Origin of the sequence: Nocardia camponoti, assembly GCF_014646135.1 — a bacterium.
Classification (GTDB): domain Bacteria; phylum Actinomycetota; class Actinomycetes; order Mycobacteriales; family Mycobacteriaceae; genus Nocardia; species Nocardia camponoti.
The window spans coordinates 915483-928715 of sequence record NZ_BMMW01000002.1; the positions used below are offsets into that span (position 1 = coordinate 915483).

13 protein-coding genes are annotated in these 13233 nt (G+C 66.2%); 6 read left to right on the top strand and 7 right to left on the bottom strand.

The annotated features are described in order from the left end of the window. Positions 1–54 precede the first annotated feature (54 nt). The gene (locus IEX78_RS12325) at positions 55–201 is read left to right on the top strand and encodes a CG2302 family histidine operon protein (protein ID WP_188829034.1); all 147 of its coding nucleotides are present in this window, start codon (positions 55–57) and stop codon (positions 199–201) included. A 4-nt stretch (positions 202–205) separates the two neighbouring features. Here IEX78_RS12325 and IEX78_RS12330 read toward each other — a convergent pair whose 3' ends face one another. The 6 genes from IEX78_RS12330 to thiO form a co-directional block, all read right to left on the bottom strand. Next, the gene (locus IEX78_RS12330) at positions 206–1048 is read right to left on the bottom strand and encodes an adenylate/guanylate cyclase domain-containing protein (protein ID WP_188829547.1); all 843 of its coding nucleotides are present in this window, start codon (positions 1046–1048) and stop codon (positions 206–208) included. 125 nt (positions 1049–1173) lie between these two features. Further along, a complete protein-coding gene (locus tag IEX78_RS12335) occupies positions 1174–1932 on the bottom strand; it encodes an ABC transporter permease (RefSeq protein WP_188829035.1) in 759 nt (252 codons plus the stop codon). Next, positions 1932–2891 carry an ABC transporter ATP-binding protein gene (locus IEX78_RS12340; RefSeq protein WP_188829036.1) on the bottom strand — a complete coding sequence of 320 codons (960 nt, stop codon included), beginning with the start codon at positions 2889–2891 and terminating at the stop codon, positions 1932–1934. Before IEX78_RS12340 ends, IEX78_RS12335 begins: the two co-directional genes overlap by 1 nt. 45 nt (positions 2892–2936) lie before the next feature. Beyond that, positions 2937–3710 carry a thiazole synthase gene (locus IEX78_RS12345; RefSeq protein ID WP_308426536.1) on the bottom strand — a complete coding sequence of 258 codons (774 nt, stop codon included), beginning with the start codon at positions 3708–3710 and terminating at the stop codon, positions 2937–2939. Then, positions 3703–3918 (bottom strand): sulfur carrier protein ThiS, encoded by a 216-nt coding sequence (gene thiS / locus IEX78_RS12350; RefSeq protein WP_188829037.1) that lies wholly within the window; start codon positions 3916–3918, stop codon positions 3703–3705. Before thiS ends, IEX78_RS12345 begins: the two co-directional genes overlap by 8 nt. Then, positions 3915–4979: a glycine oxidase ThiO gene (gene thiO, locus IEX78_RS12355; RefSeq protein WP_188829038.1), complete on the bottom strand. Its 1065-nt coding sequence runs from the start codon at positions 4977–4979 to the stop codon at positions 3915–3917. The genes thiS and thiO overlap by 4 nt, the downstream gene beginning before the upstream one ends. Positions 4980–5088: 109 nt before the next feature. On the opposite strand from thiO, the gene thiE reads away from it, so the two are divergent. Continuing rightward, complete coding sequence (gene thiE / locus IEX78_RS12360; protein ID WP_188829039.1) at positions 5089–5793, top strand: thiamine phosphate synthase; 705 nt, start codon at positions 5089–5091, stop codon at positions 5791–5793. 142 nt (positions 5794–5935) lie between these two features. Here the strand turns inward: thiE and IEX78_RS12365 are convergent, their stop codons facing one another. After that, the gene (locus IEX78_RS12365) at positions 5936–6574 is read right to left on the bottom strand and encodes an NUDIX hydrolase (RefSeq protein ID WP_188829040.1); all 639 of its coding nucleotides are present in this window, start codon (positions 6572–6574) and stop codon (positions 5936–5938) included. 288 nt (positions 6575–6862) lie between these two features. Here IEX78_RS12365 and IEX78_RS24530 point away from each other — a divergent pair, with 288 nt between their 5' ends. The 4 genes from IEX78_RS24530 (at position 6863) to IEX78_RS12385 (ending at position 13233) form a co-directional block, all read left to right on the top strand. Further along, positions 6863–9991, top strand: coding sequence for a CLIPPER-2 domain-containing protein (locus tag IEX78_RS24530; RefSeq protein WP_188829041.1), 3129 nt, complete (start codon positions 6863–6865; stop codon positions 9989–9991). Between the two features lie 78 nt (positions 9992–10069). Beyond that, a complete protein-coding gene (locus tag IEX78_RS12375) occupies positions 10070–10696 on the top strand; it encodes a class F sortase (protein ID WP_229683907.1) in 627 nt (208 codons plus the stop codon). A gap of 111 nt (positions 10697–10807) precedes the next feature. Beyond that, positions 10808–12262 (top strand): GlnX family signal transduction membrane protein, encoded by a 1455-nt coding sequence (locus IEX78_RS12380; RefSeq protein ID WP_229683908.1) that lies wholly within the window; start codon positions 10808–10810, stop codon positions 12260–12262. Continuing rightward, on the top strand, positions 12259–13233 hold the full coding sequence (locus IEX78_RS12385; RefSeq protein WP_188829042.1) for a glutamate ABC transporter substrate-binding protein: 975 nt from the start codon (positions 12259–12261) through the stop codon (positions 13231–13233). The genes IEX78_RS12380 and IEX78_RS12385 overlap by 4 nt, the downstream gene beginning before the upstream one ends.

A 13233-nucleotide genomic window follows, 5' to 3' on the forward strand; every position in this document is an offset into this window, starting at 1 on the left:
AAGCAAGCACGCGTGCTTGTTAATTTGGGGCAATCGAGCGGGCATGATGAATTCATGACCATCGCCGTCCTACTTTTCGCGCTCGCCGGCTTCTTGATCGGCGGCGCGATCGCGTTTTGGAAGACCAACCGGCCCGCTTCGGGCGCGCTCGGTGTTGCCGCGATTCTCGCCGTCGCGGGCGCGTTGCTGTGGATGCCTTAGCGCGCTAATCGGTGACGATTTCGAAGATTCGCGTACCTTCGGGCACGCCACTCAGCGGTGCCGCCCACGGCGGTTTTTTGTAAGGCTTCACCGTCACGCCCAGGTCGGCGAGGGTATTTTCGCGCAACGCATCGGCGGTGGCGCTCGACATCATCAGCTTGCCTTTGCCGCCAGCTTCCATCATGCGAGCCGCGATATTCACGTCGACGCCCAGCCAGTCACCGCCGATTTCGCGTGGTGTTCCGGTGTGTAAACCGACGCGCATGCGCGGGCGGTAGCCGTCGATCTCAACGTCGGCGAGGTTGTGTCGCGCGGCAATCGCGGCGGCCACCGCACGGTCGGGCGACGAGAAAACGGCCATCAGCCCATCGCCCATCCGCTTGACGACCGTGCCGCGCTGCTCAGCGACCGGCGGCTCGATGGCATTGGCGACCTGCCGCAACAGCGCGAGCGTGCGTTCATCACCGGCCGAAAGCGACCAGCTTGAGAACGAAACAAGGTCGGTGAACATGATCGTGACGGGCTCAGTCCCGCGACCACGCCCAACGCGTTCCAACGCGTGTTGCCACAGTTGCAGCGCGCCGAACCCAATTTCGCGGGCCGCCGTTGGCGAACCGCCGGAAATCTTGTCGGCCGCACGCGCGACCGCACGCGCGCCACCCGGGCCCGAAACCGACAGCGGGTCGCCGAAGGCAGGGTCGCCGGGCAGCTGGGCACGTGCTTTGCGTACCGCGCCGATGATGTCGGCGCGCCGATTGGCGGCGTGCAGTTTCGCGGAGATTCGTGCCGCGCGGTTAGCCGCCTTCCGCTGACTTGACTCGTCAACTGATTGATCACTATCAGCGATCGCATCGGACACTGTCGGCTCCAACGGGATAACCACATCCGAGACCGCATCGCGCGCTCGCGGATTCCGCCCGCCAGAAGGCGTTTCACTCACCAGGCGAGGGTATCGCACGCGCGCGCGACCGATCAGGCGTCGCGTCGGTTGACCACGACGAGCGCGACACCGAAAACGATGGCGACGAACACGCCGAAATACACGATGCTGCCCCACGGTCCCCAGTGCCATTCGCCCGGCACATCGCCCGGCGTCAGGAACCGATTCGCGTTCTGAAACGGCAGGAATGGCTTCACGTTGCGGCCGAACGAACCGAACGCGCCGAGCAGCGATTCGATGACGAGCGACCACAGCACGATCAGCGAGATCGCGGCGGCGGATTGTCGAACGAGGACACCGACACCGATCGCGAGAACGACGCACAACAGCGCGTAAATCGCGATGCCGTAGATGGCACGCCAGTTCCCGTCGAGGGTGAGCAGCGGGGCGCTGTCGCCCGCGATGAGCTTGGCGGCCCCGAACGCGACCAACGCGAGCGCGAACGTGAGCACCGCCGCGTAAACCCCGACGAGCACGGCCTTGGCGATGATCACCAGACTGCGGTTGGGCACGGCCATGAAACTCGTGCGAACGACGCCGAAGCGATATTCGCTGGTCACGGTCAGCGCGGCCATGATCATCAGCACGAGCACGCCGAAGCCGGAAACGCCCGAAACGACGATGTCGGGTGTGAGCTCAGGTACTTCGCCTGAGTCGGCGCCCGACGCCGCCTTGGTGACGACCGCGATGAGAATCGCAAGGCCGAGCCCGAGCACGATGACGATCGCCGACGACCACCACGGCGACCGAGTAGAGGTGAGTTTGATTCGTTCCGCAGCCATTACGCCCATCAGAGCGCGCCTCCCATCGGTTTCTGCACGCTGACGTCGCCGCCGAGGTTGGCACCGTGGTACTGCACAGCGCCGCCGGTCATCCGCATGAACGCCTCTTCGAGCGAAGCCTGTTGCGGTGCCAATTCATACAGCGTGAGCGAGTTCTTTCCTGCCAATTCGCCGACGGCGTCGCTGGTCTGACCTGCGACGATGAGTGCGGGATTGCCATCGGTCTTGTCCTCGCGCACGGTCATGCCGTTAGTGGTGAGCAAGTCGCGAAGTGTTTCGAGTTGCGGGCTGCGGACGCGCACCGACTGTTCAGACGCGCGGTCGATGAAGCTCTTCGTCGAACCGTCGAACATGAGCTTGCCCTGACCGATAACGACAAGGTGGTCGGCGGTTTGTGCCATTTCCGAAAGGAGGTGGCTCGAAACGAGCACGGTCCTGCCTTCGGCGGCGAGGCCCTGCATGAAGCGACGAATCCAGAGGATGCCCTCGGGGTCGAGGCCGTTGACCGGCTCGTCGAAAAGCAGCACCTTCGGGTCGCCGAGCAGCGCGGCGGCGAGACCGAGTCGCTGCGACATGCCAAGCGAGAACCCACCCGCGTTCTTGCCAGCGACCTCGCTCAAGCCGACGAGCCGAAGGACCTCGTCGACCCGGGACGCCGGAATGTCGTTGGACGCGGCCAGCCAACGCAGATGCGCGCGAGCCGACCGATTCGGGTGTACCCACTTCGCATCGAGCAGCGCGCCGACTTGCGTGAGCGGGCGGTCGAGTTCGCCGTATGGCTTGCCGTTGATCGTCGCGGTGCCCGCTGTCGGGCGATCTAGCCCAAGGATCATCCGCATTGTCGTTGATTTACCTGCGCCGTTGGGCCCCAAGAAGCCGGTCACTTGTCCAGGACGGACGGTGAACGACAAATCTTGGACCGCAGCGGTCTGGCCGAATTTCTTCGTCAGCCCGTTCAGTTCAATCATGGTCTCCACCATGCCGCAAATCTGCGGCCGGTGGATGGACGCGCGCTAGCGTGCAGGTGAAGAGGCCTGCGCCCAAAAGCGCTTGGGGATGCGACCGGCGTTTCGCGCGAGGTAGCCGGCTTGGACGGCCGACGCCATCGCCGACGCCATCAGCCGTGGTTGCTTCGCGCGCGTGACGGCCGTCGCGAGCAGCACGGCCGAGCAGCCGAGTTCCATTGCGAGGGCGGCGTCGCTCGCGGTGCCGATGCCCGCGTCGAGGATCACCGGCACGTTGGCCGCGGCGACGATCATTTCGATGTTGTGCGGGTTGCCGATGCCGAGGCCGGTGCCGATGGGCGAACCGAGCGGCATGACGGCGGCACAGCCTGCCTCTTCGAGTCGGCGCGCGAGGATTGGGTCGTCGGTGGTGTAGGGCAGCACGGTGAACCCGTCGTCGACGAGTTGTTCTGCGGCCGAGAGCAATTCGATCGGGTCGGGCAGAAGCGTGCGGTCGTCGGCGACGACTTCGAGCTTCACCCAGGAGGTTTCGAGCGCTTCGCGCGCCAGTTGCGCGGTGAGGACGGCTTCGGCCGCCGTGCGACAGCCAGCGGTGTTGGGCAGCAACGTGATTTCGAGGCGCTTGAGCAGGTCGAGCACACCGGTGCCGCCGACCGCGTCGACGCGGCGCATCGCGACCGTTGTCAGTTCGGTGCCGGACGCGACGAGCGCTTCCTCAAGTACCGCGAGGTTGTCAGCACCCCCGGTGCCCATGATCAGACGGGAGCCAAACTCCTTGTCGCCGATGCGAAGGGGTTCGATGAGCGCTGCGGGGCTAGCCACCCTGCACCGCCGTGAGCACCTCAATGGTCCAGCCGCGTTCGACCGGTTCGTCCCAGCGCGACTTCGGGAACACCGCGCCGTCGACCGCCAAAGCCACGCCTTGGCACGGCAATTCGAGCTTCGTCAGCAGTTCGCGGACGCTGAGCGGCTCCGGGAAGGTGTGATCGACGCCGTTGACGGTGACGCCGATCGGGATGGTCGAGGTCATTGACGTCCTCCTACGGTCGGGGATGAGAAACGTTGGGGGTCGGCGAGATTCGGTGTCTCATCGCCTTCGAGCAGTCGCGGAATGAGTTCGGCGGTGAGCGCGAGGGAGAGCATCCCGTTGCGGCCGTGGCCGGTTGCCGCGATCACGCGGTCGTCGAGTGGGCCGAGCAGCGGAAGGTTGTCGGGGGTTGATGGGCGCAAACCCGCTGCGGCTTCGGCTAATTCGTATTCGGCGACGCCGCCGAAGATCGTTTCGGCGTCGGCGATGAGGTCGCGTACGCCGCCGACGGTGACGGTGGTGTCGAAACCCGCCTCGTATTGTGTTGCGCCAACGACGATTCCGTCGTCGCGTGGGACGAAGTAGAGGGGTCGACCGTGGACGCGGGCGCGGATGACGCGCTTGGGTGCGGGTTGCGCGCCGATGCGATGACGGAGGCGCAGGATTTCGCCCTTCACCGGTCGCACGGGAAGGTCGGGCCAGAGTTGCGCCGACTGCGCACCTGCCGCGAGCACTACGCGATCGTGCGGCAGATTATCAAGGGAGGCAACGGTTTCCGCGCGCATCTCCACCTGCGCGCACGCCTTGTTGAGTGCGCGCAAGAGGACGCGGTTGTCGATCGCGGATTCGCCGGTGGTGACTAAACCCGCGCGCACGGATCGGGCCAGTGCGGGTTCGGCGGCGCGGACACCAGCGCGGTCAAGGAGCTCGGTTTGGTGGCCGAGGCTGCCGAGCCAGTCGGCGACCGTGCGCAGATCGGCGACGTCGGCGCTGTCGAGCGCGACGGTCATCGTCTGTTCGGCGACGAAAACCGATTCGCCGGTGGTCGCGCGGAGCTGTTCGGCGAAGGCTGGCCACGCGGCTAGGGCCGCCGCGCCGAACGTGAGCACGCGTTCTTCGCCGGGCCAACCTTCGGAAAGGGGGGCGAGCATCCCGCCCGCGACCCACGACGCGCCGCTTCCGGGAGTCGGATCGAAAACGGTGACGCTCCAGCCCGCGTTAGCGGCCTGCCATGCGACAGCGAGCCCGACGGCCCCGCCACCCACGACCGCCAGCGTCCGCATTGCCCACACCTGCCCTACTCGTCAACCATCCGTGGTCAATCGTAGTAGGCGAGTTCCCTGGCAGTGCGTGCGCTAGCCCCGGACCCACGCCGACGGCTACGGTTCAAACGTGCAGCCGACCCATCCCAACCGCGCCGTCCCGCCCCGCGAACGCCTGTCGAACGCGTTGCTTTACCTGTGCACCGACGCGCGTCGGGAGAAGGGCGACCTCGCCCGATTCGTCGATGCCGCGCTGGCCGGTGGCGTCGACATCGTGCAGTTGCGCGACAAAGGGTCGGCCGGGGAAAAGCAATTCGGCCCACTCGAAGCCAAGGCCGAGCTGGGCGCGCTCGCCGAGATCAAGGCGGCGACCCGCAGGCACGGCGCGCTGCTCGCGGTGAACGACCGCGCCGACATCGCGCTCGCCGCCGGTGCCGACGTCCTGCACCTCGGCCAGGGCGACCTGCCGCCCGCGTACGCGCGACGCATCCTCGGCCCTGACGTGGTGATCGGCCGCTCGACGCACAATCGCGCCCAAGCTGGCCTCGCCGCGATCGACGGCAACCTCGACTACTTCTGCACCGGCCCGATCTGGACAACGCCGACGAAACCGGGCCGTCAGGCCGCTGGGCTCGACTTCGTGAGCTCGACCTACGACGCGCACCCGACGTTGCCGTGGTTCGCGATCGGTGGAGTCGACGCTGAGCGCTTGCCTGAGGTGCTGGCGGCGGGGGCGCGCCGGGTTGTTGTCGTCCGGGCGATCACGGAAGCCGCCGACCCGCGCGCTGCTGCGCGCCAACTCAAGGACGCGTTGCTGGCTGCGAACCAGCAGTAGTCTCCGCCGGGTGGCGAAACGCACCTTGCAAACACGCAGGTCAGCGGGCCTAACTTAGGGTCGGCAAAGATGGCATTTTCGTGCACTTTCGCGCCCAACCAGCCGATTTGAGCACGAATCGGCGCGAACCTGCACGATTTTGCTACTCGCTCCGAGCCGCAAGCACCTGCTCACGGCTGACAACCAGTCCATCGACCGTCGCCTCGCCAAGTACCAGCGCTTCCACCTCGGGCGCGGTCGTCAACCACACGAAATCGTCGCCAACCTCAACCGTGCACGGCAACAGCGCCGCGACTTCGGGATCGGGGTCGATGACGCGAAAAGGCTTGGCGCGCAACGTCGGCCATGCGAGCGCGAACGCTGGGTGTAGCGGCAGCTCCGCCACCTCATCCTCCGGAATCCACGTCACCTCGACACTTTCCTTGTTCGTCACCGTCGGCAGCAACGTCGACGTGTCGGCGATAACGGTCGTATAAGTCCATCCCCCTTCTACGACGTGCGTGACCCGCTCGGCGCGTACGCGGATGTCGGCGGCGTCAAGCCCTGCCTCCTCGTTAGTCTCGCGCAACGCCGCGTGTTCAGGGGTTTCATGTGAATCGCGAGCTCCCCCGGGTAACGCCCACGTATCACCTTGGTGGCTCCACTCGGCCCGATGTTGCAAAAGCACTGCCGCGAGACCTGATGGCAGCGGGGCGCGCAGCAACAGGCCAGCCGCGCCGAATCGGCCCCAGTATTTCTCGCCGTCAGGGCCTTCGGACCAGCCGTTTCCGTCGTTGAGCACGCTGCTCTCCCGTCGTCATCCCTGCCTGAAGATGCGGGGCAAGGTCGGAGAAAGGTTACGTCGGATTCGCACTCTGGTACCGATTCGGACTCGGATGCGAATGCGTATTCCACCGTCTTGGTAACAGCGGTAACGGTTCTAGTTACGGTCTGGCAACCCCAGCGCTCGTCGCGGTGTAGCCACCCCGAAGTGTCCCTAAGTTCGCGTGCGGAATTGCTCGTGTCCTGGCAACTGCACTGTCGCACACGCCTACGCCGTCGAGGGCGAGTGGTCCTTCGGAGGAAAAATATGAAGTCAATGGCCGTGTGGACGCGATCGCTGATCGTTGTCCTCTTACTCGGATTACTCGCAACGTGGGGTGCGACCGCTGCGGTGGCGAGACCGCCGACGCCGCCCCCACCAACCTCAACTACCGCGCCGCAGGCGACTTCGCCTGCGGCCATTCCCGTTTCACCGGCAAACGTGCCCAACGCTCGGGAAATCCAAGGCGGTCCGCTCAACTGCATGGTCCTTTATTCGGTCATGGGCGGGCAAAACTACGCCAATGAGATCAACCCCGACACCGGCGTCGGGACGCAATCGTTCCCGGTTGAGCCGAGCGGGCCATTCATTGAGCACAACCAGCTCGGCATCGGGCCGAATGGGTCGTACGCCGTTTACACCTCGGCCGACGGCCGGATCTACGTCTACGACCCGGCAACCGGCACAACCAAGAGCGCGCCAAAGGTGCTCACCGTGCCCCTGACCCACGGTGGCGTGAACCCCGCCAACGGGCTGTTCTATTACGGCGGCTACAACCCGTTCGGCGAGTACTTCGCGTTCGCCGCCTTCGATCCGGTGACCATGGAGTCCAAGGGCACCGTCATGTTGGTTGAGACGACGCCCGATTCCCCCGGTGGCAACGGCGACCTTGCCTTCGACGCCGAAGGCAACATGTACTTCGTCGCCGCATCCGACACCCAGGGCGCGATCTACCGCGTTTCCGCGCCGATGCCGACCGCCGGGCCGCCCGGATACGTCCCCGGCACCGCGATCACCCCGGTCACATCCGCACTGCAATCGTCGAACTCGGCAGCGTTCGGCCCCGGCGGTTATCTCTACATCAGCGACGGCACCACGCTCACCAAGGTTGACCCGAGCACCGGCGCGTTGCTGAGCAAAGTGCCGACGGTGAGCATGTACGACATGGGTTCGTGCACCGGCCCGAACACGATCACCCTGCAAAAGGATCTGCCGCAGGGTCGTGTGCAGCCGACCGACCAGTTCGGGCTCGCCATCACCGGCGGTGGCCTGAGCACGGGCAACACCGCGACAACCACCGGCACCGCGACCGGCATCCAGCCGGATAAGGCAGGACCGGTGCTCGCGTTGTCGGGTACCACTTACACGATCACCGAAACCGCTTCTGGCACAACCAGTTTGAGTAGCTACAACTCGAAGTGGAAGTGCACGACAGGCGCGGGTGCGACGGTCGCGGAAGGTACCGGGCACACCGGTCAGTTCACCTACCCGCAGACGAACGCCGATGGTGAAACGATCCACTGCGTCTTCACCAACGACGCGCTCGAACCCAAAATCGACCTCGAAAAGTCGGTGAGCCCGGCCTCCTTCGACAAGGCGGGTGACACACTCACCTACTCGTTCAAGGTCACCAACTCCGGCAATCTCCCGCTGACCGACGTGAAGGTCGACGAGACGTCGTTCACTGGTACGGGCCAGCTTTCGGCCATTACGTGCCCGAAGACGTCGCTCGCGCCGGGTGAGTCGATGACCTGCACCGCCACCTACACGGTCACCCAGGCCGACGTTGACGCGGGCAAGATCGACAACACCGCGACCGCGACCGGCACCCCGCCAAGCGGGACGAAACCGGTATCGCCGCCGTCGGGGATCTCGGTGCCCGGCAGCCAAACGCCCAACATCGCGATCGTGAAGTCGGTGACCCCGACGATCATGACCGAAGCGGGCCAGGTGCTCACCTACCACTTCGTCGTCACCAACACCGGCAACGTGACTATCCATGACGTGGTTGTCACCGACACCGCGTTCACCGGTTCGGGTCAGCTCTCGCCCATTACCTGCGCCAAGACCACGTTGGCACCGGGCGAATCGGCTGACTGCACCGCGACCTACCAGGTAACCCAGGCCGACCTCGACGCGGGCAAGATCGACAACACCGCCGTCGCGACCGGCAAGGTGCCCGGCAAGCCCGACGTCACGTCGCCGCCTGATGAGGCGACCGTCGTCGGCAAGCAGACGCCTTCGCTCGACCTCACGAAGACGGCGACGCCGTCAAGCGGGGTGAAGGCGGGCGACACCGTCACCTACACGTTCCGCATCACCAACACCGGTGACGTGACCGTGCACGACGTGACGGTCGAGGAAACCGCGTTCACCGGTTCGGGTCAGCTTTCGGCAATCACCTGCTCGAAGACCACGCTGGCACCGGGCGAGTCGACCGACTGCACCGCGACTTACACAGTCACCCAGGCCGACGTCGACGCCGGAACGATCCAGAACACGGCCAACGCGGCGGGCAAGACGCCGAACGGGCAGCACGTTGTTTCGCCGCCCGCGCACGCGGTGGTGACGCCGGTCAAGCCGTGCCCGCCGCCGACGCCAATCCCGCCGTGCTGCAACCCAACTCCACCACCACCGCCTCCGCCGGGTCCGTGCTGCACGCCGAACCCGCCGCCGCCTCCGTGCTGCGGTCCGCATCCGGGTAATCCCGGCGGCGGTGGGGGCGGCGGTGGCGGCGGTGCCGGTGGCGGGGGCGGTGCAGGCGGTGGCGGCGGTGCCGGAGGTGGCGGCGGCGCAGGTGGCGGTGGCGGTGCCGGTGGTGGCGGCGGCGCCGGTGGGGGCGGCGGCGCTGGCGGTGCCGGTGGCGGTGGTGGCGGCGGCGGCGGGGGCGCTGGCGGTGCGGGTGGCGGCGGGGGCGGTGCCGGTGGCGCTGCTCAGTCGCAGTCGCAGTCGCAGTCGCAGTCGCAGTCGCAGTCGCAAGCATCGGCGACGATCTCAGGCGTCGGCTCGCTGCCCATCCCACTCCCCATCCCGATTCCGATCCCCATCCCAGCTGGTGGCGGTGGTGGCGGCGCTGCTCCGGCGGCCCCGGCCGCGCCCGCTGCCCCGGCCGCACCTGCGGCACCCGCCGCCCCGGCAGCGCCCGTAGTGGTCCAGGTGCCGTCGTACCCGCAGGTGCAGTACGTGCCGCAACCGGCACCGGGGCCCGGTCCCGACCAAGGTCACGGAGGGAAGGGCAACTACGCCCAACCCGGCGGCAAGATCGATTCTGGTCTTGGCGCGCAGTCGGAAACCGGGGTCAGTCGCACGATGATCGCGGGCGGTGTCGGTCTCGCCGTCCTCGCGCTCGCCGTGTTGATCGCGGTGGCAATCCGTCGCGGACGTGATCGCGACTAGTTCTCACTCCCTGTGCTCGAAAGGTGGGGTGGTCCTCAGCGAGGGCCACCCCACCTTCTATCCCGACAGGAGTTCGGTGTGCGTAAGGTCCGATTCGATTTAGCCGCAATCGTTTTGGCGATCAGCGCCGCGCTAGTTGGCGCGTATCTGATCGTGCACGGAATGGGCGAATCCCCGGCCGCCGCACCGCTCCCCCACCACGAGTTCTCGATGAAGGCCGAGGCCGTCAAGAATCCGAGCGGGAAGGCGCCGGAGGTCCCGCGCGATACCGTCTCGATTCCAGCGATCGGCGTGAGTGCGCCGCTGGTGGCCAACAGCCTCGACTCCGACGGCAATTTGCCCATCCCAGAAGATGTTTCGCAGCTGACCTGGTGGAACGGCTCGGCATCGATCGACGCGCTTGACGGCGCGGTGCTCGTCGCCGGACATGTCGACAATCGAAGTCAGGGTGCGGGCGCGCTATACCGTCTACACGAATTGCAGCCTGGCGCAGCGGTTTTCCTCGATCGCGACGGCACCCTCACGCGCTGGAAGGTGATCGAGATGACCGTCATCGACAAGACCGCGCTGCCCGACGATGTGTTCCGTGGCGCGCGTGGCGATCGCGAACTGATTCTGGTGACGTGTGGCGGCGACGTTGTGCGCGACGAAGGCGGTCGGTCGGCCTACCGCGACAACGTGATTGTGACCGCCGCACCCTACTAACAGGCAACCTTCCAGCAATCTGGCGCACCCAGAATCAGCGCTGCGATGACGCTCCGGTCACAATAGACTCCCTTACCAGCCGGATACCACGGCCGACGCGGGAGCAGACCAATGACCGAGATGAAGAACCGGGATTCACCGGCCGACATCGTGACGGTCCGCACCCGCGCATCATTGCTTTCGCGCACGCAGCGCGGGAGGTCGCGGGCCGCCACGCTTGGACAGGGCTCGCGCAGGGCAGGCTCGGCAGCCGACCGTCCCGCCGCACCCGATGTCAAAGCCATCCGCGAGCAGCTTCGCCCAGGACGGCTTGGCGAGTTCGTCAAGTCGCCGCCGGGCCGATTGCTGACCGCCGCGCTCGTCCTCGCCGGACTTTCCGTAGGGGCGGCTACGGTGACATCGGTTACCGTCTCCGATCGTCAGCAAGCGTTGAGCATCCTGCTCGAAGACACCGAACCGGACGCGAACTCAGCTAATCACCTGTACATGTCGCTGTCGATTGCCGACGCTGCGGCGAGTACCGCGTTCCTCGCTGGCGGCCTCGAACCGCCTGCCGTGCGCGACCGCTACACCCAGTCCGTCGGCGAAGCTGCTGCCGAATTGGTCACCCAGTCCGGGCACTTGCCCGCCGCCGTTTCCGACGACGCCGATCGAGCGCTCCGCACCGGCATCGCAACCAGTCTGCCGGTGTACAGCGGGCTGATCGAGACCGCGCGCGTGAACAATCGCAACGGATTCCCGGTTGGCGCAGCGTATTTGAGCGAAGCGTCCAATCACATGCAGACCGCGATCCTGCCGATGGCCGAAGAACTCGCCAACCACCGGTTCGACGCGGTAATCGAAGCCCAACACCGACACGTGATTCCGCCGTGGCTCGCGATCGGGTTGCTGATGTGTGCGCTCGGTGCGCTGATGTGGGCGCAGGCCGAATTGGCGAAGCGGTCGCGTCGCGTTTTCAACATTGGGCTCATCGTCGGGACGGGCGCGCTCGCGTTGACTGTCCTGTGGACGGTTTCGGCGGGCTCGTGGTCGGCAATTGCGATGCTGACCGGGCGCGATAGCGGCGCTGTCCCCGCCGCGCGCTTGGCCGAGGCGCGCATTTTGGTGCAGCAGGCGCGAGCCGCTGAGATGGTGAAGCTGGTGCGGCGCGACGCGAGCGGCGACTACGACCGCACCTTCGATACCGACATCGCGCGACTACGTCAGCTGCTTGACGGGTACCCGGCGAAGGCTCCTGCGCGGGGCGAGGTCGCGGATGGTCGTGCGGCACTTGACCGTTGGGTTTCCGCGCATCGCCGGATGAACGAAAGGCTTGCCGCTGGGGATTATTGGGGCGCGTCCGGCATTGCGACAGGCATTAGCGCGGCGGACTCGGCCGCACAGGTGACGTCGCTTGACCGCGCCCTCGACACCGCGAGCACCGCAACGCGAAGCACGATGCGCACCAACATCTCTCGCGCCATCGAAGCACTAACGTTCCTGTCAGGTGGCGCACTGGCCCTCGGCTTGGTGACCGCAGCTTGCATCGCCCTCGGCGTTTGGCCGCGACTGCGGGAGTACCGATGAAGGGTGGATGGTTCGCGAAGCGCGGGTGGGTCGCTGTTGGGCTCGTTGCGGTCAGCCTGCTTGCCGGGTGTGACGAGTCCGGGGTCGACTCCGGGTCGCCGATCGCCTACAGCACATTTCCCCTGCCCGCCAAGGTGATTCCCGTTGGGAGCGAAGCGCCATTGCCCCCGCCGAAGGCGGATAAGTGTGGGGACGTGACTGCCAGTCTGCGGCCAAACACTAAGGGCGGCCCGCGCATTGACGCGATTCGCGCGCGTGGGCGGCTCGTTGTCGGGCTCGATGCGGGTAGCAACCTCTTCAGCTTCCGCGACCCACTCAGCGGGCGCATCGTTGGCTTCGATGCCGACATCGCGCGGGAGGTCGCCCGCGACATCCTCGGCGACCCCGACGCGATCGAATACCGAAGTCTCGCTTCGGAAGAGCGCGAACTGGCGCTGGTGAACCACACTGTCGACATTGTCGCGAAGACCATGACCATCACCTGCGAGCGACGCACGAAGGTCGCGTTTTCGACCGTGTATTTGCGTGCTGCACAACGCATCTTGGCGGTGCAGAACTCGGGGATTGCGGGCATCGATGACCTCGCCGGTAAACGCGTCTGCGTCGCGCGCGGCACCACTTCGCTCGACACCCTGCGCCGCGAACAGCCCGCCGCCATCGTCCTGACCGTCCCGACCTGGGCCGACTGCCTCGTGGTGCTGCAACAACGCCAGGTCGACGCGGTGAGCACCGACGATTCGATCCTCGCTGGCCTCGCCGCCCAAGACCCGTACACGCGGCTCGTCGGTGCCGAAATCAGTTCGGAGCCTTATGGAATCGGCATTCCGAAGGGTGACGACGACCTCGTGCGTTTCGTGAATTCGACCCTCGAACGCATCCGCGCCGACGGCACCTGGTCGAGCATCTATCGCCGCTGGTTGTCCACGCTCGGCAGCCCGCCCGCCCCGCCGACGCCCGCCTACCAGGACTGA

Coding starts and splice junctions, on each gene's coding strand:
- IEX78_RS12325 (WP_188829034.1), top strand. CDS start 55: ATGACCATCGCCGTCCTACTTTTCGCGCTCGCCGGCTTCTTGATCGGC.
- IEX78_RS12335 (WP_188829035.1), bottom strand. CDS start 1,932: ATGGGCGTAATGGCTGCGGAACGAATCAAACTCACCTCTACTCGGTCG.
- IEX78_RS12340 (WP_188829036.1), bottom strand. CDS start 2,891: ATGATTGAACTGAACGGGCTGACGAAGAAATTCGGCCAGACCGCTGCG.
- thiS (WP_188829037.1), bottom strand. CDS start 3,918: ATGACCTCGACCATCCCGATCGGCGTCACCGTCAACGGCGTCGATCAC.
- thiO (WP_188829038.1), bottom strand. CDS start 4,979: ATGCGGACGCTGGCGGTCGTGGGTGGCGGGGCCGTCGGGCTCGCTGTC.
- IEX78_RS24530 (WP_188829041.1), top strand. CDS start 6,863: ATGAAGTCAATGGCCGTGTGGACGCGATCGCTGATCGTTGTCCTCTTA.
- IEX78_RS12380 (WP_229683908.1), top strand. CDS start 10,808: ATGACCGAGATGAAGAACCGGGATTCACCGGCCGACATCGTGACGGTC.
- IEX78_RS12385 (WP_188829042.1), top strand. CDS start 12,259: ATGAAGGGTGGATGGTTCGCGAAGCGCGGGTGGGTCGCTGTTGGGCTC.